We start from the raw sequence: 20,540 nt of genomic DNA on the forward strand, positions 1-20,540 counted from the left end.
ATGCGTGCACTTCAATGGCACGGCCCGCGCGACATTCGCCTCGTTGATCTCGACACGCCGCGCGCCGGACCCGGCGAGGTTCGCATCGCGGTCGCGTATTGCGGCATCTGCGGCAGCGACCTGCACGAATACGCGGACGGCCCGCATGCGATTCCCGTCGACGCGCCACATCCGCTGTCCGGCCGCACCGCGCCGCTGACGCTCGGCCACGAGTTCTGCGGCACCGTCGTCGAAGTCGGCGCGGGCGTCACGACGCTCGTCCCCGGTGACCGCGTCGCGGTCGAGCCCGAGTATCACTGCCACCAGTGCGCGTACTGCCGCTCGGGGTCGTACAACCTGTGCGTCTCGATGGGCTTCGCCGGCCTGATGGGCGATGGCGGGATGGCCGATTTTGCAGTCGTGCCTGCCTACATGCTGCACCGGTTGCCCGATGACGTCAGTCTGGAGCAGGCCGCGGTGATGGAGCCGGCCGCCGTCGCGCTGCACGCGCTGCGGCGCGGCGAGCTGCGGCTCGGCGACACCTGCGCGGTGTTCGGGCTCGGACCGATCGGTCTGCTGCTGATCATGCTCGCGAAGCTGCAGGGCGCGACGGCCATCGTCGCGGTCGACGTGTCGCCCGAGCGGCTCGCCGCGGCGGCGCGTTTCGGCGCGACGCACACGTTCGATGCGCGCTCGCTCGACGCGCCGGTACTGCGCGACGCGATCCGCGAAGCGGCAGGCGGGCTCGGCGTCGACGTGAGCTTCGAGGCGGCCGGCCTGCCGGCCACGTTCGAGGCGGCAATGCAGGGACTGCGCAAGGGCGGTCGCCTCGTGATGGTCGGCTTGATGCCGCACGCGGGCTTCGATGCATTCCGCGCGGTGAACGACGAGCTGACCTTCACCGCGAGCGTGGGCTACCGGCACGTGTACGAAGACCTGCTGCGCCTGATCGGGTCAGGCGCGCTCGATCTCACCTCGATCGTCACGCGCACCGTCTCGCTCGAAGACGCCGTCGCCGACGGCTTCGACGCACTGCTCGCCGATCGCGCGCAGATCAAGATCCTGGTCGCGCCACCGCGCCAGCATGCGCGCTCGCATCACACCGTCGGGAGTATCGAACATGAGCCGCCCCTGGTCGTTTGACGCCAAGACCGTCGTCGTCACGGGCGCAATCGTGCCGGTGGACGGCGGGTATTCGACGGTCTAGCGCCCGACACGCGCGGACATTGGCGCATGAACTGCACGCCGGTACCCGCGCGAGTCCGATCCGGTTCCGTGCCGGACGCGATCGAATTGCCAGTTCGACGATTCATTATCTTCGTATTAATCAGTAGTCCAATCAAAAATATTCCGGCATGACCGGAAACATGTGAGGAGCACATTGGAGATGACGAAAAAGACCCTGCTGGCCCTCGCGGCCTGCACGATTCCGGCCGTGTCGTTCGCGCAGAGCAGCGTGACGATGTTCGGGCTGCTGGATGCCGGCATCAGCTATGTCAGCAACGAAGGCGGCCACGGTAATGCGAAATTCGACGACAACATATTCTTCCCGAACCTGCTCGGCTTCGAGGGCAAGGAAGATCTCGGCGCCGGCACGCGCGCGATCTTCCGGCTCGTCAATCAGTTCTCGCTCGCGAACGGTTCGATGATCGGCGGCGGGTTGTTCGCGCGCACGGCCTATGTCGGGTTACAGAACGACCGTTACGGCGCGCTGACGCTCGGCAACCAGTACGAGTTCATGGTCGATGCACTGGCCGCGAGCGGCAACGAGATCGCGCAGGATCTCGTTGGGCTGTACGGCTTTCGCAACGGGCCGTTCGACAAGCTCGCGCTGCCGAACAACGCGACCGGCGCGTTCGACTGGGACCGCGTCGCGGGCAGCAACCGCGTCGCGAATTCCATGAAGTACACCAGCGCGTCGCTGTCGGGGCTGACCTTCGGCGCGTTGTACGGCTTCGGCAACGTCGCGGGATCGGTCGGCGCGAACAACACGGTCAGCGTCGGCGCGAGCTACAACAACGGCCCGTTCGGCGCGGGCGCCGCCTACACCAACCAGAAATACGGCGCGACGGACGGGATGCCGGCCACGAGTGTGCGTAACTGGGGCGCAGGGGCGCACTACACGCTCGGTACGGTCACCGCGAAAGCGCTCTTCACGACCGTGCACAACGCGTGGAACGGCGCGGGCGCGTGGTCGGCGGAGGCCGGCGCCGCGTGGCATCCATCACCGGTCTGGGTGATCGGCGCGAGCTACACGTACATGAAGGGTAACGACACACTCGACAACGCACATGCGCACCAGGTCCTGGCCGCCGTCCAGTACTGGCTGTCGAAACGCACGATGGTGTACGTCGCGGGCGTGCATCAGCGCGCGAGCCATGGCAGCAACGCGCAGATCAATGGCGTGATGGATGCCAATGGCGCGGCGAGCGGCGCGGTGCAATCGATCGCGCGGGTGGGGTTCAGTACGCGGTTCTGACGCGCCGCACCGTTTGACGGAAATGCCCGCCCGGGTCGTCCCAGGCGGGCTTGACGTTGGCGCTACGCCCTCAGAAGCGAATGGGTACCGACTTCGATTCGGCCTACGCGTCGATGAACGACGCCCCGTACTCGCGGCCTATATCTCGCGTGGATCCCTTGAAAACGTGCCGCTTCACGCGGTTCGGCTATCCCCGGAAAACGGTACGTGCGGTTGAAAGGATGGTCGGACTGACGATTACTCGCAGCGGCCCGAAGCAAGGTTTGCATTGATCCACGATGCGACGTCGGTGACCGGAATAGCGTGGCGTTGATTGAACGTCCCACTCTTGTCCCATGCGACACCGCGCCCTTGAGCAAAAGCCGCACGATACTTACGCATCATGTTGTGCGGGTCGCGCGCCAGTTCATCCAGCAAATACTGCACGCTCCACTCCGAACGGCTGAAGGGGCGGCCGAGCGCTGCTTGCAGCTTGTCGGCGACCTCTCCGTAAGTCACGGTGTCACCGGCCAGATACACGATCTCGTTCCGGATACGGGGTTGGGCGAACACGATCTCGGCAGTCAGGGCTCCGATATCATCGGGCGTCGTCAGCGTTACAGCGGTGTCGAGGCTGCCCAGGGCGTGGACTGCGTCGTTTTGCAGATCAACAACACCGAAGTCCGGTTCAAACAGGTAGCTCATGAACATGCCCGTCGAGATGATGACCCACTCGGTCTGGTGCTGACTGCGCAGCAATTCGCGCACGTCAAGCTGTGCATCGAAGATGTCCTGCGGACTGCCGCGACCGATCACGTCAAAATCGACCCCGAACTGCCATGGGAAGTACCTCGGGATGCGCGCCTGCAAGGCCGCCCGCGCCAGCTTCATTGGCGTGTGGATTCCGGCTGCATAGCCCGCGCAACCGATTACCGTGTCATATCGTGTGAATACTTCGGCAAGCTCGTCGATGGAGCTCTTCACAAGATCGCCTACGACAATCTCGATCCCCAGACCTCGGATCTCCGCGATATCTTGTCGCTTGCCTCTCGCACTGGACTCTACGGCACTTGCGCGCAGCAGCACGCTGATCTTCGCGCCATCCACGTCCTTCGCGCGACGCGCAAGATTGCGCAGCACCGGGAGGCCGAGTTCGCCGGCACCGAGCACGAGAATGTTTTGAGACGTAGCATCAGGATCTGTCTGGTTCATTGTCTAGCCTGCCAAGGAATGCGTTGCGGCAGTCTAGCAATGCATGGACGTGTATGAAAGAAGGCACACGCGTGATACTGGGAGCCAGATAGTTGGGCCGGGACGAACTTCTCAAATATTCGCAGACCGTTTGTGACGGCCTGAGAGACGATGATGATGGGTTGCGGCGGGAGGTGCTCGCCCATACCGGAAACCGTTGGTCGCTTGGTGTCGTCCACACGCTCGGCGTGTACGGCAGACTGCGCCATGCAGAAATCGGCCGGCGCATGCACGGGGTTACTCAACGTATGTTGACGCGCACCTTACGACAGCTCGAGCGTGACGGCCTGGTGCTCCGTCATGATTTCGACGAGATACCCCCCAGGGTCGAGTACGAGCTGTCCGACACGGGCATGGAACTGCTCGTTCGCATGGTCCCGCTGTGGACCTGGATCGTCGAGAATGCAGACCTCTTTCGAGAAGCAAGGCAGAATTTCGATAGACAGCACCCCGACGCGAACTCGTAGCTTGCCGGGTTTTGATTCGCATTCCCTACCACCCTGGCCGGAAGAAGGATTGGAGCCTCTGGGTGCGTGGCGATCAAGGTCGACGCAACCCTTCGCAAACGCCAGCCTTCGGTATCGAGCCATATCTATACGGCTACGCATATTTGTCGCCTACCGTACTGCGAATGGGATGGGTATCGTAGACGATGATCATCCGTTCGATGAGTCCATCGTCGTCGAATTCGAAAACATCGACGCACTCGAAACGCACTGCGGACCCATCTTTTAACCCCCAGTCATAGACGAAGTAACCGGTCGCACGTCGGGCCCCCATTGTACTCACACAGATGTCGATAGGCGTGATTCTGCTTTCTCCAGACGCGGCATTAACCTTCGCAAAGAATGGCACAGGGCGCATCCAGCCGAGAAACGGCGAGAAGATCTGGGCGTCCGGCGTGAACAACGCACAGATCGCCGCGACATCGCCGCGCTCCAGTTCCCCGAGATAGTTGCGAACCTGCCGCGTGTATAGTGCTTCCGACGATGAGGTCATCTTCATTCTCCGATCATTCGTTGACCACTCCGCGCGTTCGAGCGGACGCGCATCCGATACAGGCACGATAGCGATGCACCGATGACCGAACAATCGAAAAATCCACAACCCGGGTATGCAGCGCATGCATATCCATTGGCCGACCTGACGCGGGCGCTGCCGTCGCTGACAGCGTTCCAGTCATTCGTCGCCGCGGCGCAACTCGGGAGCGTCAGCAAAGCCGCGGACCATCTGTGTCGAACGCAGGGCGCGGTGAGTCGTCAGATCCAGCAACTGGAAGCGCACTACCGGTGTGCACTTTTCGTGCGCCATGCGTCGGGGCTGACGCTGACAGCGGAAGGAAGCGAACTGTTGACCGTGGCCGTAAGCGTACTCACGCAACTGGTCCAACACGCAGACATGCACGCGAGGACAGCGTCTATCGTCACCCTGCGGTTGCCCTCCACGTTCGCGATTCGCTGGTTGCTCCCACGGCTGGCAGACATCAATCACGCGTTGCCTGGAACGGAACTCCGCCTCTCCACATCGGCGGACGACACGCCGGATTTCACCACGCCAGACGTCGACGCCATCGTTGTTCGTGGAACCGGGCAGTGGGCGGGAATGGACGCGGTTCCGTTGTTTGCCGAGCAACTCACCCCGATGTGCACACGCGAAATGACCGCATCGCTGCGCTCGGCAGACGACCTTGCTCATGTCACATTGCTTCATCCCGGGCACGGCCATGAGGAGTGGCGATGCTGGCTGGAAAGCGTGGGGGCAAGCCACATCGATGCGAACCGCGGACTCGTTTTCGATACTCTCGAATTGACGCTCACCGCTGCGGCGGAGGGGCATGGCGTGGCAATAGGCGATCCCCGGATGGCGAGGGACCGCCTGCGGGCGGAGACACTGGTGACGCCTTTTGTCGATGTGGCGAAAAACGGCTTGTCGTACTTCCTCGTCTATCCGTCTCAACGAGCCGCACAGTCCAAAATCCGCGCCCTCGCTGACGTCCTGTTTCGGCTTGCACAGGAAGACTGATTGTCGATGCCGCCCTGTTGCGCCGCGGCATCGCGCGTCGAGGCCTGTAACGCCGGGCCATCCGAAACGTTGAACGGGGCGCCCCGCACCTTCACCGCGCCACCCGCGACCTGCGCGATGTCGGCCACCGCCTGTTCGACAGCGGCATCATCACGCGGCCGATACCCTTGGCGCCGCCGGTTACGAGCGCCTTCAAACCCTTGAGTTTCAAGTCTACGATGGCGTCTCCTCAGGCGGCCGGTGCGAGATATTTCTTGCTGATCGCCGCGCCAACCGAATACTTGGGGTCGACGAAATTGCCGAGCCGCACCTTGCCGCACTGGCTAAGCATCATGTAGGCATCCCAGCGGTCAAAGCCGTACTCTTTCTCCATCCAGAGCACCAGTTCGTGGTAGGCGATGCGTGTTGCGTCCTCGAGCGGGCGGGCGCTGCCGATTGCCATCAGCAGTTCATCCGTTTCGAGGCGCGGCCACTCGATAGGCCAACCCTTGATCAGATCGACGTGAATCGTGGTCGTGCTGGAGAATTCGACAGCGGTGCCGCACACTTCGCCGTCGCCCTGGCAGGCGTGCGCGTCGCCGATAAAGAGCCGCGCACCGGCGGAACGCACCGGCAGATAAGTGATGCTGCCGGGCCCCATGTCTGGCACGTCCATATTGCCGCCGTGGTTGTCCGGCGTGAGCGAATTGATCGAGTCGATTTCCGGCGACAGACTCAGCGTGCCGATATGCGGCTTGTACGGCAGCGTCACGCGCTTGCTCCAGTAGACGCCTTCTTCGTCCACATCGATCTTGCGGGTCATCTCGGGCAGCGGCTCATTGAGCGTCGCGGTGTATTCCGTACCCGTCAGCGCACCGAAGCGCGGAATCAGGCAGCAGGTGCCGCGAGGGTTGTCGCCGCGCGGCAGCATCGATTCGATATACACTGCCACCACGTCGCCCTTCTCCGCGCCTTCGATCATGATCGGGCCGCTCTGCGGATTCAGGAACGGCACCCGCAGCTTCTGGCTGGGCAGATCCCGTTCCGTGAGGATCTTGCCGTCAAACGCATCGCGCGTCTGAACCACCACCCGGTCGCCCGGCGCAATGCTCATCACCGGCGCGGAGTACGGCCCGATGGTGTAGTGAAATGTGCCCTGACGGGATTCACTGAGTTCATGCGTTACGCGAACCTCGCCGCGTGCGACGCCGCGCGTGTGCATGATCGATTGTTCTAGCCATTTCATCATGGGGTTCCTGCTCGAATGTGGGTTGTCGAAGTGAAAGCGTGCCTGGCTGGGCGCCGCATCACACTGAAATTAGCGCTCTGACGTTATTGGCTTCCATCTGGTCACGAGGCCCCGCCGATACAACCTGGCCTCGTACCAGCACGACATAGTCGTCGGCTACCGCCTGCGCGAAATCAAAAAATTGCTCTACCAGCAGGATCGACAGCGATCCTTTCAGCGAACGGATCACCGCCTCGATCTCCATCACAATCGACGGCTGAATGCCCTCGGTCGGCTCATCGAGAATCAGCAGCTTCGGATTGGTCAGAAGCGCCCGGCCAATCGCGAGCTGTTGCTGCTGTCCACCGGACAGATTGCCCGCGATGCGCCGGCGCATCGTCTTCAGCACAGGAAACGTTTGAAAGACATCGTCGAAAGAAAATTGCTTGCCCCTCGCGGTCTGATTGCGTTCGCCCGCGTAGGCACCGATACGCAGGTTTTCTTCGACGCTAAGCTGCGGGAAAATCTCGCGTCCTTGCGGTACGTAGCCGAGACCCGCCAGCGCGCGCCGATGCGATGGCGTGCGCGTAAGCGTCTGCCCCGCCAGTTCGATTTCACCGCCTTTGACAGGCAGCAACCCGACGAGACACTTCAGCAGCGTCGTCTTACCCACCCCATTCCGGCCGAGCACTACCGTGCAAGCGCCGTCGGCCACGTTCAGCGACACGTCGCGCAATGTGTGACTGCTGCCGTAAAACTGGTTGAGTGCGGAAATCTTCAGCATGCCTACCGTCCCAGATAAACCTGAATCACGCGTGGGTCATTGCGCACGCTCTCCATCGATCCCTCTCCGAGCAGCTTTCCTTCATGCAACACGCTGACGAGGTCCGCGATTTCACCGACAAAATCCATGTCGTGTTCGATCACCACCACTGCCCGGTCCGGCGACCTGAGACGCGAGATCAGTTCGGCGGTGCGGGCGGTTTCGTGGTCGGTCATGCCGGCAACAGGTTCGTCGAGCAGGATCACGTGAGGATCGGCGACGAGCAGCATGCCGATTTCGAGCCACTGCTTCTGGCCGTGGGACAGTGTGCCGGCCAGGCGGCGCCCTTCATGCTCCAGACCGATCGTCTCGAGTACTTCGTCGATACGACGGTTCTGCTGGGGGCCGAGGCGCGAGCGAACCATCTCCGCATAGCCGCGGCCATTGCGAATCGCCAGTTCGAGGTTCTCGCGGACCCGCAGCGCTTCAAACACGCTTGGCTTCTGGAACTTGCGGCCGATGCCGAGGCGCGCGATGGATGCTTCGTCGAGCGCCGCAAGGTTCGTGACCTTGTTGAGAAACACTTCACCGGACACCGGCCGGGTCTTTCCCGTGATGACGTCCATCAAGGTCGTCTTGCCCGCACCGTTCGGGCCGATGATGGCGCGAATCTCGCCGTATCGAAACTCCATCGACAGGTTCGTGATCGCCGCGAAACCGGAAAACGTCACACACAGCCCGCTGATGTAGACGGCGGTGGCACGCAGTGGCTGGTTCATTGGCTGCCCCCGTTGTTTTCAGGGCCGGTAGCCTTGAGCGCGCCCCACAGGCCATTGCTGAAATACACGACAATCACGAGTGTCACGCCAGCAAGAATGAACGGCCACAGCGCCGGCAGTTGCGCCGTCAGCCAGAACTTGAGTCCGTTGACCACGATAGCGCCCACGATTGCGCCGATCAGGGTGCCGCGCCCACCAATGGCCACCCACACGGCGATCTCGACGGACAGTTGCGGCGACACGATAGTCGGGTTGACGATGCCGACCTGCGGCACGTACAGCATCCCGGCAAACGCGGCGAGCACCGCCGAGAGACACCACGCGAAGAGCTTCAGCGTATGCGTGCGGTAGCCGAGAAACCGCATCCTTGCTTCGTCGTCGCGCACCGCGATTAGCGCCCTGCCAAAACTGGAGCGGGCGAGAAAGCGCACGCCGATATACGCCGCCACCAGCAGCAGGCACGAACACACCGCGAGGGCGATCTGTGTGGAGGTATCGGCAAGCTGATGGCCCGCGAGACTCGTGAAACCGGTCATGCCGTTGTTGCCGCCGAGACCCACGTCGTTGATGAACAGGAGCAGCATCAGCGCATAAGTCAGCGCCTGAGTGATGATGGACAGATATACGCCATTGATGCGCGAGCGAAACGTAACGAAACCGAACGTGCCCGCAATCAGCACGGTTACGACGACGGTGACGATGATCGTCACATCGAGTCGCGAGAGCATCTTCCATACCGGTGGAAAGTCGCTCGCCCCCATGTATTGCAGGAAGTCCGGCAAGACGTGCGTGTCGGCATAGGCGCCGTTCAGCAGATAGATGGCCATCATGTAGCCGCCTATTCCGAAGAAGATGCCGTGCCCGAGGCTCAGGATGCCGGCATAACCCCACACCAGATCGAGTGCCAGCGCGAGCAGCGCGAAGCACATGATCTGTCCGATCAGGTTGATGCCGAACAGCGACAGATGCAGCGCATTCGACTCCGGAATCACGAAATAGGCCAAAGGCAGATAGAGCGCCAGCAGGACCAGCAACGGCACGATGCCGACCTCCACGGACTGGCCCATCCATTTCGTTGCGAACGCCGACAAGGTGAATTTCCTGCTGGTACGCGGATCGGGAAACGTATTCATACGCGGGTCTTCAATGCAAAAAGTCCTTGCGGGCGCTTCTGGATAATCAGCACGATGAGCAGAAGCACGGCCACCTTGGCGGCAACGGCTCCGTAGAACGGTTCGATGAACTGGTTGATTTCGCCGAGCGCGAGCGACGACGCGACTGTCCCCGCGAGACTGCCCGCTCCGCCGAGCACCACCACCATGAACGAGTCGACGACGAAACCCGTGCCCATCGACGGATTGACGCTCGCAATCTGCGTCAACACCACGCCGGCCAGCCCCGCGAGCCCAGCGCCCAGCCCGAACGCGATGCGATCAACGCGCTCGGCGGGCACGCCGAGGCAGCGCGCCATGTCCCGCAGTTGCGTCGTGGCGCGCATCAGCAAACCAAGCTTCGTGAAGCGAACCACGGCGAAGGTCGCGCCGAAGATCAGCACCGCTAGCGCGATGGCAAACACGCGGTTGCAGGTCACGAAAAAGCCGGGCGCAACCTGCATGCCGCCGTTGAGAAAGCCCGGCGTAATGAACTCGACGTTCTGCGAGCCGAACAGCACCTGAATCAGCTTGATCAGCGCGATACTGACCGCCCACGTAGCGAGCAGCGTCTCGAGCGGCCGGCGATACAGAAACCGGATGACGAGAAATTCAAGCAACATGCCGCACGCGGCGCAGATCACAAATGCCACCGGAATCGCAACAAAAATGTAGGCGTCGAACCAACCTGGCAGATGCGCCTGCATGAAACGTTCGACGAGATACGTCGCGTACGCGCCGATCATGATGAATTCGCCATGCGCAAGATTGATCACGCCCATCAGGCCGAATACGATCGACAGGCCGAGTGCCGTCAACAACAACACGCCGGCATAGCTCAAGCCGCTAAACAGGATCGACAAGCCCTTGCCAAGCGACAGCCACGTGTCCATGTGGCGAATCGCTCTCTGCACCGCGGCGAGCACGTCCGGGTCCGAGCGCACGGAGTCCTCCGCCGCGAAGTTCGTCAGCGCAGTGCGCGCGGTCTCGCTCGGCACCTCGGCCACAGCGTTGATCGCCGCCAGGCGGTCGGCCTTCACATTGCTGTTGAGACCGCGCTTGGCCAATGCCAGCGTGAGAGTGGTCGCGATATCCGGGTCACGCTGTGCCTTGACCGCGCGTGCGACGACGGCGGGGTCGAGCAAGGCAAAGAACTTGTCGACTTGCCGCGCAGCCGCCGCGCGAGTGTCCCGTCGCGACGAGAACAGGTCCATTTCCGCCGACGCCACCACGAGCTTGCGCATCATCACGATGCTCGGCACATAGGGCGAATCCGTTGACGCATTGACGCGTAACTGGAGAGTCACGCCATCGAGCGCGGGGTGTCCCTGCAGCGTAACCTGACCGTCGGCGCCGCACGCCAGCGCACCGTTGCGAATCGCATCGACAATCTGACGTGCCCACGCACGTTCGTGCGTGTCATCGGACACGCCGGCTTCCACCAGTTGCTCCAGTGCAGCGGCCTTATCGCCGTTCGTCGCGCAGAACGACGCGAGTATCGCGGCGCGGCCCGGTGCGGCGCTCGCGGCACTGGCCCAGACAAGCGCGAGACAAACGATCGTGCAAAAGATCTGCCTGAAATTGATCATGGGTATTTCCATTCGATCCTGCAGGGATCGACATGCTTGCGCACGCCGATCCCACAACTGCCAGTCTCTGCGGCAGGGACTGTCAAGCCTTACCGATGAAGGGGCTGAACGGCACCGGCTTCTCGATGTCTTTCGACTTCCACAAAATGTCGAAGCCCTGTTTGGCATTGATCGAACCGATCATGTCGCCGCGCCACAGGTACTGCGTGGAGGCATCCATCTTCACGGTGTAACCCGCCGGATCGACCATGGACTGCCCTGCAAGCGCTTTGCGCACCGCGTCCGTGCTGGTGGAGTGCGCTTTCGTCACGGCCTGCGCCCAGAGATGGATGCCCAGGTAAGTCGACACCATCGGGTCGATCACCATGTCCGGTCGATGCTTCAGGTTGTGTGCGCCGACATAGTTCTTCCAGTCGCTCTTGAACTGCCGGTTCTGCGGCGTATCGACGTTCTGGAAATAGCACCAGCAACTGAGGTGGCCAACCAGTGGCGTGGTATCGAGACCTTCGAGATCGCTGTCCACCACGTCCAGGCCGAGGATCGGAATATCAGTTGCGCGCACACCCTGATTGATCGCTTCCTTGAACATCGCCGGAATCGAATCGCCCACCACGGTCATCACGACGATGGCCTGGCCGCCAGGCTGCGCGGCGAAGTCCTTGATGTCGCGCACGATGGTCTGGAAATTCGACTGCCCGAATGGAACGTAATGTTCGCGCCATGCCGAGTCCGGAATGCCTTTGGTCTTCAGATAGCCTTTGAGCATCTTGTTGATCGTGCGCGGCCACACGTAGTCGCTGCCGATCATATAGAAGCGTCTGGCAGCGCCGCCCTGCTCGCTCATGAGGTAATCGATAGCCGGGAGCACCGAACTGCTCGGCGGCGAGTTCAGATAGACAACGTTCTTCGACTGCTCTTCGCCTTCGAAGTGAAGCGGATAAAACAGCAGACTGTTCTGCGACTCGACGACCGGCAACACCGACTTGCGCGACACCGACGTCCAGCAGCCGAACAGTGCCGCGCATTGGTCGCGCAGGATCAGTTGCTTGGAGAGCTGTGCATACATGGGCCAATCCGACGCCGGATCGACAACGACACCTTGCAGCTTGCGCCCGAGCACACCACCCTTGGCGTTGATCTGATCGATCGTCATCAGTGCCGTATCTTTTAACAGCGACTCGCCGTTGGCCATCGTGCCCGATTGCGAGAACAACAGGCCGAGCTTGATCGGATCGCCCGCACCCGCGGCAAACGCAGCCTTAGGCAGCGCAGCACCCGCAGCGCTCACCAATCCGGAGCCGACTGCCGACAGGAAAGTACGTCTTTTCATTTGCTTCACTCCGACATGGATTAGAAATCGCAAACGCAAAAAGCCCGAAACCAGACAAGCTGGTTTCGGGCTTTTTTGGCCGGTGCCGCTCAAGACGCCTTTGTCTCGAACAGCTAAATGGATGCTGTACGTCCCCGTTTTGCACGACGGGTCGACGCACTTCTATTAGCAATGGCTATGCCAGAATTTACGGTTGGCGAGAACAGCTGCCGCAAATTCCTTTTGCGCGGCGGATGCAAATTGATCAGTTGCGTTCCTGATAAAGCGGACGGCATCATAAATAAAGCAGTCTGCGCCGCTGATGCGCCCAGCGCCGCACCGTGGCAGTGCTCGTGCGCACCAGTCGCGTGCCGCGCGCACAAACAGCGCACTTCCCAAACGTAGCGACCATCGGTTTTGACGAATGACCCGTATTGACGCCGGCCTTGCCTCGGAGCCAATCAGAATTGGCGTCCTGTATTCACGCTCAGGTACAACTTCAGCTGCGGAGCTCACTCAACTGCAAGCCACCATGCTCGCGGTGGAGGAGATCAATCGCGCAGGAGGCGTGTCGGGACGCGAGATCGAACTCGTCTGCCTCGATCCACAATGCCAGCCCTGGCGTTACGCCGATCTCGCCGAACAACTGATTCTCGAACATCGGGTCAGGGTGATCGTCGGCTGCTATATGTCCAGCACACGCAAGGCGGTCATTCCGATTGTCGAACGGCACAATGCGCTGCTCTTCTACGCGACACCGTATGAAGGCTTCGAGTACAGCCGCAATGTGATCTACACGGGAGCGGCGCCCAATCAGAACACGCTACCCCTCGCCGGTTTCATGCTCACGCAGTTTGGCTCACGCGTGAGCATGATCGGTTCGGACTACGTGTGCCCCTACGAGTCGAATCGCGTGATGAGCGATCTGATTCTCGAGCGGGGCGGAGAAAAGGTGGATGAAACCTATCTGTCGCTCGACGCGCCGTGGGAAAGTTATCTGGATGCAGCGAGGCGGATCAAGCAACTCGCCCCAGACTTCATTTTCTCCACGGTAGTGGGCGAAGGCATTCCGCATCTGTACCGTGCATTTGCGCAGGTCGGGCTCGATCCGTACCGCACGCCTATCGCCAGCCATATGACGAGTGAAGCCGAAATTGCGCTAATGGGACACGACCTCGCAGAAGGGCACATCACCTCCGCCACCTACTTCCAGAGTGTGGATACAGCCGCAAACCTCGGCGCCGTTGCCCGCTATCAGGCCCGCTTCGGCGACAATCAGCCGACCAACATGTGCTGGGAAGCCTCCTATTTCCAGATGCATCTGCTCGCGGATGCGATCCGCCGCGTCGGCTCGGACGACCCCACCTTGTTGCTGCGTGTGTTGCCCGGACTCGAATTCGACGCTCCACAAGGCCGCGTCCGCATTGACGAGCACAACAACCACACCTACCTGCATCCGCAAATCGGGCGAGTCGACGCGCGTGGCCGCTTCGATATCATCGGGCGCGCGCCCGAACGCGTGAAGGCGGATCCTTATGTCGTTTCTCACAGCACGCCGGCGTGGACCGCGCAAGCGCATCCTGAACTCGCACGCACGGGAGCCGATCGATGAAGCGGACCGCGCAGACGCCGACGATCCTACGCGACCTGCGTTCGCTAAAAGTCGTGGTGATTCATCCGCGGGATCAGGATTGCGAAGAGCTACTCGCGCAGCTTCAGCGCATTGGCTGCGGCGTGGAAGTATGCTGGCCGCGCCTCGATACCCTGCCGTGCAACACCGATCTCGTCATCATGGCGATTCGTCCCGAGGCGCTGTCGGTCGATTATCCGTGGCTTGGATCCAGTGCGTCACCGCCGGTGATTCCGGTCGTGACGTATGAGAATCCGATCACCATCGAAGCGGTACTACGGTTGAATGCGTTCGCAACGATTCCCTCGCCGGTACGCTCGTTCGGGTTGTTGACCGCTATTGCCGTTGCGCTCACGCAATTCAAGGCATCCCGCGCGCGTGAGCGATACATAGAACGGCTCGAGCAGAAGCAGGCGAAGGTCCTCGTGATCCGCCAGGCCACGCGGATCGTCATGGAGTCGCGCGGCATGTCCGAAGAAGATGCGTATCAACTGCTGCGCTCGCAGGCCATGCTCAAACGCGAACAGATCGAGACGGTGGCTGGCGACATCGTGAAGGCGTACGAGACCCTGAGTTTCTAACACTCGCCGAGCCGGGATTGCCTTTTGTCTTGAGACAAGACGGCCCCGGCCGAGTCAGGTTTCCGAGCAAATCACCTCTGTACCCGATCGACATCGCGCCGGACGCTCAAATGCGTGCCCGCCGCAGCCGCAAAGCGTTGCTCACGACCGAGAACGAACTGAACGACATGGCCGCTGCGGCGATCATTGGCGACAGCAGGATGCCGAAGGCCGGGTAGAGCACGCCTGCGGCAATCGGCACGCCCAGCACGTTGTAGACAAAGGCAAAGAACAGGTTCTCGCGGATATTGCGCAGCGTGCTTCGGCTCAGGCGCCGGGCGCGCACGATGCCGCGCAGGTCTCCCTTGACCAGCGTGACCCCGGCGCTCTCCATGGCCACGTCGGTGCCCGTGCCCATGGCAATGCCCACTTGAGCCTGAGCCAGTGCAGGCGCATCGTTCACGCCGTCACCGGCCATGGCTACGAATCGTCCTTCCGACTGCAAACGCTTGATCGTGAGCGCCTTCTGATCGGGCAGCACGCCGGCAATGACCTCATCGATGCCAAGGGTCCGTGCGACGGCTTTTGCGGTTGTCTCGCTGTCCCCGGTCAGCATCACGATATGCAATCCCTCGTCGTGCAGGTCGCGAATCGCCTGAGGTGTCGTGGCCTTGACCGGATCGGCCACCGAGACGAGACCAGCCGGCTTTCCGTCGATCGCGACGAACATCGCGGTGCGCCCCTGCGCGCGCTGTGCTTCGGCCAGCCCGGCAAGGGCCGACGTGTCGACGCCCTCGTCCGTCAGCAAGACCATGTTGCCCAGCAGGCAAGGATGGCCCTCGACCCGGCCCTTCACGCCTTTTCCTGGCACCGATTCGAACGCCTCCGCATGCTCCAGCGCCAATCCCTTGCGCTGCGCGCCCTGCACGATGGCAGCCGCAAGCGGATGCTCGCTGCCGCGCTCCAGGCTGGCGGATAAACGCAGCACGTCATCGGCGAGAAACCCGGCCGCTGGCAGCACCTCCTGAAGGCTTGGGTGCCCTTCCGTGAGGGTGCCGGTCTTGTCGACCACCAGGGTATCGACGCGGCGCAGCGTTTCGATCGCTTCCGCGTTCCTGAACAGCACGCCCACCGTGGCGCCTTTCCCACTCGCCACCATGATCGACATTGGCGTGGCCAGCCCCAGCGCACAGGGGCAGGCGATGATCAGCACGGCGACGGCATTGATGATTGCATAGGTCATCGCGGGTGCCGGTCCGACCACGGCCCAAACGGCGAAGGTCACGATGGCGGCCAGCACCACGGCCGGCACAAAGTACGCTGCTACGACGTCGGCCAGGCGCTGGATCGGCGCGCGACTGCGCGAGGCTTCGGAGACCATCTGGACGATCTGCGCCAGCAGCGTGTCGGCCCCCACGCGCTGTGCCTCGATGATCAGCGTACCGCTGCCGTTCACCGTCGCACCCACCACCTTGTCGCCCGCGATTTTCTCCGCCGGGATGGGTTCGCCGGTGATCATCGATTCGTCGACCGACGAACGTCCTTCGAGCACCACGCCGTCGACGGGCACCTTTTCGCCGGGCCGTACCCGCAGCCGGTCGCCGACCTGAATCTGCTCCAGCGGAACATCCGTTTCGCTGCCATCGGTTCCCACCCGCCGAGCCAGCCTGGGCGCCATGCCGAGCAGCGCGCGGATTGCCGCGTTGGTGCTGCTCCGCGCGCGCAACTCGAGCACCTGGCCGAGCAGTACGAGCGTCACGATCGCCGCGGCGGCCTCGAAATACACCGCGACGTGGCCGGTGGCGGGATGCCGGAACGCGGGCGGAAAAAGTCCCGGCGCGATCTGCGCGACCGCGCTGTAGGCATAGGCCACCGCTACACCGAGCCCGATCAGCGTGAACATGTTGAGATTCCACGTCGCGACCGATTGCCAGCCTTTGGCAAAGAACGGAGCGCCGCCCCACAGCACCACTGGAGTCGCGAGTGCAAACTCGATCCAGGAAAAATACGATGCGCCGGGCAGCGAGCCGAGGTGCATGGCAGGAATGTCGCCCGCCATGGTCAACGCGAGCAGCGGCGCGGTCAGGACGGCACTCACCCAGAAACGCCGGGTCATCGATTCCAGTTCGGGGTTTCGCTCTTCGTCGGCGTGAGCGGCGCGTGGTTCGAGCGCCATTCCACACTTCGGACAGGCGCCGGGTTCCGGGCGAACGATCTCCGGGTGCATCGGGCATGTCCATTCGGTGTGGCTCGATACCGGCGTCTTCAACTCGAGCGCCATACCGCATTTCGGGCATGCACCTGGCGACGGGCGCTCGATTTCGGGGTGCATCGGGCACGTGTAAATCGCCGCATGAGTTGCTGTATCCATCGCGATCTCCCCTCGATGAACAATGTGGATTCTGGATTCGGCTCAACAGCCGTGATGACGGCGGTGCATGCCGCCGGCAAACCGCTGCGGATCCTGATTGAACGTCTCGCGAGACGCTTCCGATTCGAAGTAGTACGTGCGACCGTCGAAAATGGTCGTCAACGCGTGGACCCGATCTACCGGGTGGCCGTTGACCGGATCACGCAACGCGGCGCCGTCGCTGTCGTGATGCGAGTTGTCCTCGCGCGGTGCATGGCGGCCTGTCCCCATGCCGCATCCCATTCCACCTCGCCGCATCATCAGGAACATGACGAGGGCAAGGACGATCCAGTACCCGTTCTGCGATAACCAGTTCATTTTGATTTCCTCCAATTCTGATTGGACACACACCACCCAGACACGCGTTGCCGGAAGGCATGCTCCATAGTCCGAACGGATCGGGTTGACGATCGATGAAGATCGTTTCGTGCCGGATCCGGCGCATGGGTATGCACGCCATGCGCTATACGGCGGTTTGAGCAGCCAGGACGACCTTAGACACAAGGGCTGGCTGACGGCGTTACGCGAGAGAAACGCGAGGAGGACGATCGATACCTTCGGTCAGAAAGTTCGACTCGGGATCGGAAGTGGGACGGGCCGTGTAAAACATGAACGCTTTAACGCCGGGTGGTGCGAAGCGGGGACCTGCTTCAAATGCACCGGTAGAGCACGAAGAACACGTTCCGCATGGGACGGTCGCATGTCTCACGCGCGTCGAGCTATGCATGCGGATCGCGTCGGACGTGTTCGACGCGCCTTGTCGCGCAATGTCGCCATGTCGCAGTTCGACGTGATGACCGCTGCTCATCGGTCTTGGCCCCGCTTCCATATCGCAAGACAACGTCGCTGCTCCCGCCAGCCGAATCGGCAGAATCAGGACCAGCAGAACGGCGATCAGAAATGCGGGCAAGCGAAGCATCGCTGTGTCTGTCCCGGAAAAAATGAACGCATGCTGGGCCTTCCCATCGCAGGAAGGTCAAGGTACGCCTCACGTTTGCGTCGGCCCTTACTTGCGGATCCATTGAAGAGGACAGGCAGCAGGAAATGCAGCCACCACGACAGCCGGGAAAGGTCGATACGCTGGTCAGCATTCGCGGAACAATCGGCCACGCATACGTCACGCCTGGCGCCCCCGCGAGAATCAGGTTTTCATTGTGTGAGCGTGAGGCCACACCCACTTGACGAAGATCAAGCCGGGCAAGTGTAGGACCTGGGCCGCATGCACGTCATCGGAGAGGAGGGAGACGGCGGACGTCGGAAATCGATCCATTGTTGCCGGTCGGAATCGCATTATCCGGCGTCGGCATTAGAGCCGACAGCAGCCATTTAGACGATAATTCGACGACTAAATGCCCCCACGTCGCGCACATCCCACAGCGATGCTGCCGATAAACCACGCCTTGAGCAATTGAACCGCCTGTTTGGTTCCGGCACTGGCGGGATGGACGAGGTAGTATCCGGCGTCCAACGCCAGCGCATTATCGAATGGCTCGATCAGTTCTCCACGAGCCAGTTCCGCTTCTACCAGCAGGGGGCTGGTAAGCACAACGCCTTGCGCGCGCACTGCGGCGTCGATCGCCATCAACGACTGGTCGAACCTGATACCGGTAATGGTTTCAATCCGCGAACCGTCGAGACCGCTGAATCGAGCAAGCCACGCGGCCCAGTGCGGGTGTAGCGTGTTATGGAGCAGTGTCGCCGTGCGCAAATCGTCGGGGCGCTTCAATCGGCGCTGTTTCGCGTATGCCGGATGGCAATACGCGCGGGCCTCGTCATGGCACAGTAGTTGAACGGATAGTCGTGCATCCATCCCGTCGAAATGCCTAACCGCGAGATCGACTCCATCCAGTTCGAAGTCGACCATCGTTGTCGATGTGCTCAGGCTCAGCGCAATCCCGGGGTTTGCCTGCAGGAAGTCGGCCATGCGTGGGGCGAACCACTTGGCAGCGAAGCTCGGCGGCATCGACAACCGCACGCCGCTACCGCGACGCTCACGAATGCGATGGCTCGCATGAATGAGGTCGGCCAAGGCGGGTTGAATCTGCGCGAAGTAGGCGCGACCATCCTCTGTGGGCGTTACCTGCCGTATCTGGCGTACGAACAGGGCAACGCCGAGCCATTCCTCAAGCTTCTGAATCTGCTGCCCTATCGCACCAGGCGTCACGTTCAGTTCCCGGGATGCAAGAGTAAAACTGCCGAGCCGCATGGCAGCTTCGAATGCAGGTAGGGCTTTCAGTGGAGGAGTCAATCCCATAACTCAGTTTTTCTATTCCATAGTCGACATTAAATCATTTGTAGCGCATGACCGTGCCGAACACAATCAGGACTTCATCCGCTTTCCGGTGCGCTGTCATGAACCCCGCTTATTTCGCCTTCGCCGCCCTCGGACTGATCTGGGGCACCAATTTCCTGTTCATGAAGTGGGCGAGCGTCGATCTGGCTGCCAGCCAGATCGTGTTTCTGCGCGTGCTTTTCGGCTTTATCCCGCTGCTGGCCGTCGCGCTTTTCAGTAAGGCACTCAAATGGCGCCATCTCCGGCACGCTCACCATTTCGTGGTGATGTCCCTGCTCGCGACGGTGATCTACTACTACGCATTCGCGAAGGGAGCCGGCCTGCTGTTCTCGAGCATTGCTGGGATGCTAAGCGGCGCCATCCCGCTTTTTTCCTTCCTGTGCGCATGGGCGCTGCTGCGTGAGGAGCGCCCGAACGCGCGAATGATCGCGGGCATCGTCTGCGGATTCGTCGGCGTACTGCTGATCGCGCGTCCGTGGAATGCGCACGCGGCTGGCGTCAACCTCCTCGGAGTCGGCTATATGATCGCCGGCTCGCTGAGCGTGGGCTGCTCGTTCGTGTACGCGCGCCGCTTTCTTTCCGGCCTGGACCTCTCACCGCTCGCCCTCTCGACGTGGCAGATCGGCTTCGCACTGGTCCTGATCGGCTGCGTCACAGATTTCCACGGCATCGTGCGTGTGACCGGCGATGCGCGAGCGCTGCTCGGCCTCGTGCTGGGACTCGGTCTGACGGGCACCGGGATCGCTTACATGCTTTATTACTTCATCGTCGGACGGCTCGGAGCAGTGGCGGCGTCCAGCGTGACGTACATTCCGCCGGTCGTTGCGTTGCTGATGGGTTCGTGGCTCGCGCAAGAACCGATCGGCGCAGTCGAACTGTTCGCGATGGGCGCAATCCTCGGTGGTGTGTTTCTGCTGCAACGTGGCCGGCAACCACGCGCAGCCGCGGCGCGCGGTCCGGCGAAGGCAACCGGTCAGGGCCGCAGTGTCGTATGAATGCTTCGATGAAATATCGCGCGGACCGCAATTCGGCATCTCGACGGAAGTCCACGGGCGAGTGGTCGGCGTACGGGTGCCCGATGCCATATGAAGCTGACATCCGTGCCATTGGCGCGCAGCGCCCGGTCGGCAAATCTATCC

The 20,540-nt window shown here is 61.8% G+C and carries 18 protein-coding genes; 7 read left to right on the forward strand and 11 right to left on the reverse strand.

The genetic code is table 11. The features are described from left to right. Together PXJ20_RS08195 and PXJ20_RS08200 are read left to right on the forward strand one after the other, a co-directional pair. The gene (locus tag PXJ20_RS08195) at positions 1–1,122 is read left to right on the forward strand and encodes a 2,3-butanediol dehydrogenase (protein WP_421029730.1); all 1,122 of its coding nucleotides are present in this window, start codon (positions 1–3) and stop codon (positions 1,120–1,122) included. A 244-nt stretch (positions 1,123–1,366) separates the two neighbouring features. After that, the gene (locus PXJ20_RS08200) at positions 1,367–2,458 is read left to right on the forward strand and encodes a porin (RefSeq protein WP_421029731.1); all 1,092 of its coding nucleotides are present in this window, start codon (positions 1,367–1,369) and stop codon (positions 2,456–2,458) included. A gap of 237 nt (positions 2,459–2,695) precedes the next feature. Here PXJ20_RS08200 and PXJ20_RS08205 read toward each other — a convergent pair whose 3' ends face one another. Then, positions 2,696–3,649: an aromatic alcohol reductase gene (locus PXJ20_RS08205; RefSeq protein WP_421029732.1), complete on the reverse strand. Its 954-nt coding sequence runs from the start codon at positions 3,647–3,649 to the stop codon at positions 2,696–2,698. Positions 3,650–3,741: 92 nt separating this feature from the next. On the opposite strand from PXJ20_RS08205, the gene PXJ20_RS08210 reads away from it, so the two are divergent. Next, positions 3,742–4,155 (forward strand): winged helix-turn-helix transcriptional regulator, encoded by a 414-nt coding sequence (locus PXJ20_RS08210; RefSeq protein WP_421029733.1) that lies wholly within the window; start codon positions 3,742–3,744, stop codon positions 4,153–4,155. A 133-nt stretch (positions 4,156–4,288) separates the two neighbouring features. Here PXJ20_RS08210 and PXJ20_RS08215 read toward each other — a convergent pair whose 3' ends face one another. Then, positions 4,289–4,687 (reverse strand): nuclear transport factor 2 family protein, encoded by a 399-nt coding sequence (locus PXJ20_RS08215; protein ID WP_421030940.1) that lies wholly within the window; start codon positions 4,685–4,687, stop codon positions 4,289–4,291. A gap of 81 nt (positions 4,688–4,768) precedes the next feature. Here PXJ20_RS08215 and PXJ20_RS08220 point away from each other — a divergent pair, with 81 nt between their 5' ends. Next, positions 4,769–5,710, forward strand: a complete 942-nt coding sequence (locus PXJ20_RS08220) for a LysR substrate-binding domain-containing protein (RefSeq protein ID WP_421029734.1) — start codon at positions 4,769–4,771, stop codon at positions 5,708–5,710. A 229-nt stretch (positions 5,711–5,939) separates the two neighbouring features. Here the strand turns inward: PXJ20_RS08220 and PXJ20_RS08225 are convergent, their stop codons facing one another. From PXJ20_RS08225 to PXJ20_RS08250, 6 genes are all read right to left on the reverse strand, one after another. Then, positions 5,940–6,935: an acetamidase/formamidase family protein gene (locus PXJ20_RS08225; protein ID WP_421030941.1), complete on the reverse strand. Its 996-nt coding sequence runs from the start codon at positions 6,933–6,935 to the stop codon at positions 5,940–5,942. A gap of 61 nt (positions 6,936–6,996) precedes the next feature. Further along, complete coding sequence (urtE, locus tag PXJ20_RS08230; RefSeq protein WP_421029735.1) at positions 6,997–7,701, reverse strand: urea ABC transporter ATP-binding subunit UrtE; 705 nt, start codon at positions 7,699–7,701, stop codon at positions 6,997–6,999. Between the two features lie 2 nt (positions 7,702–7,703). After that, the gene (urtD, locus tag PXJ20_RS08235; protein WP_277596748.1) at positions 7,704–8,459 is read right to left on the reverse strand and encodes an urea ABC transporter ATP-binding protein UrtD; all 756 of its coding nucleotides are present in this window, start codon (positions 8,457–8,459) and stop codon (positions 7,704–7,706) included. Then, a complete protein-coding gene (urtC, locus tag PXJ20_RS08240; RefSeq protein WP_421029736.1) occupies positions 8,456–9,592 on the reverse strand; it encodes an urea ABC transporter permease subunit UrtC in 1,137 nt (378 codons plus the stop codon). The genes urtD and urtC overlap by 4 nt, the downstream gene beginning before the upstream one ends. Then, positions 9,589–11,199 carry an urea ABC transporter permease subunit UrtB gene (gene urtB, locus PXJ20_RS08245; RefSeq protein WP_421029737.1) on the reverse strand — a complete coding sequence of 537 codons (1,611 nt, stop codon included), beginning with the start codon at positions 11,197–11,199 and terminating at the stop codon, positions 9,589–9,591. Before urtB ends, urtC begins: the two co-directional genes overlap by 4 nt. 82 nt (positions 11,200–11,281) lie before the next feature. Further along, the gene (locus tag PXJ20_RS08250) at positions 11,282–12,529 is read right to left on the reverse strand and encodes an urea ABC transporter substrate-binding protein (protein ID WP_026121364.1); all 1,248 of its coding nucleotides are present in this window, start codon (positions 12,527–12,529) and stop codon (positions 11,282–11,284) included. A gap of 403 nt (positions 12,530–12,932) precedes the next feature. On the opposite strand from PXJ20_RS08250, the gene PXJ20_RS08255 reads away from it, so the two are divergent. Together PXJ20_RS08255 and PXJ20_RS08260 are read left to right on the forward strand one after the other, a co-directional pair. After that, positions 12,933–14,120: a transporter substrate-binding domain-containing protein gene (locus tag PXJ20_RS08255; protein ID WP_421029738.1), complete on the forward strand. Its 1,188-nt coding sequence runs from the start codon at positions 12,933–12,935 to the stop codon at positions 14,118–14,120. Continuing rightward, entirely contained in the window at positions 14,117–14,719 is a 603-nt protein-coding gene (locus tag PXJ20_RS08260) for an ANTAR domain-containing response regulator (RefSeq protein WP_017774479.1), read from the forward strand. Before PXJ20_RS08255 ends, PXJ20_RS08260 begins: the two co-directional genes overlap by 4 nt. A gap of 106 nt (positions 14,720–14,825) precedes the next feature. Here the strand turns inward: PXJ20_RS08260 and PXJ20_RS08265 are convergent, their stop codons facing one another. From PXJ20_RS08265 to PXJ20_RS08275, 3 genes are all read right to left on the reverse strand, one after another. After that, on the reverse strand, positions 14,826–17,069 hold the full coding sequence (locus PXJ20_RS08265) for a copper-transporting P-type ATPase (RefSeq protein ID WP_421029739.1): 2,244 nt from the start codon (positions 17,067–17,069) through the stop codon (positions 14,826–14,828). 42 nt (positions 17,070–17,111) lie between these two features. After that, positions 17,112–17,426, reverse strand: a complete 315-nt coding sequence (locus PXJ20_RS08270; protein ID WP_421057417.1) for a YHS domain-containing protein — start codon at positions 17,424–17,426, stop codon at positions 17,112–17,114. Between the two features lie 1,027 nt (positions 17,427–18,453). After that, positions 18,454–19,362 carry a LysR substrate-binding domain-containing protein gene (locus PXJ20_RS08275; RefSeq protein WP_026121599.1) on the reverse strand — a complete coding sequence of 303 codons (909 nt, stop codon included), beginning with the start codon at positions 19,360–19,362 and terminating at the stop codon, positions 18,454–18,456. A 98-nt stretch (positions 19,363–19,460) separates the two neighbouring features. On the opposite strand from PXJ20_RS08275, the gene PXJ20_RS08280 reads away from it, so the two are divergent. After that, positions 19,461–20,396, forward strand: coding sequence for a DMT family transporter (locus tag PXJ20_RS08280; RefSeq protein ID WP_421030942.1), 936 nt, complete (start codon positions 19,461–19,463; stop codon positions 20,394–20,396). The last annotated feature ends 144 nt before the right edge of the window (positions 20,397–20,540 follow it).

Source organism: Paraburkholderia sp. A1RI_3L (assembly GCF_048957895.1).
In the GTDB taxonomy this organism is placed as follows: domain Bacteria; phylum Pseudomonadota; class Gammaproteobacteria; order Burkholderiales; family Burkholderiaceae; genus Paraburkholderia; species Paraburkholderia kururiensis.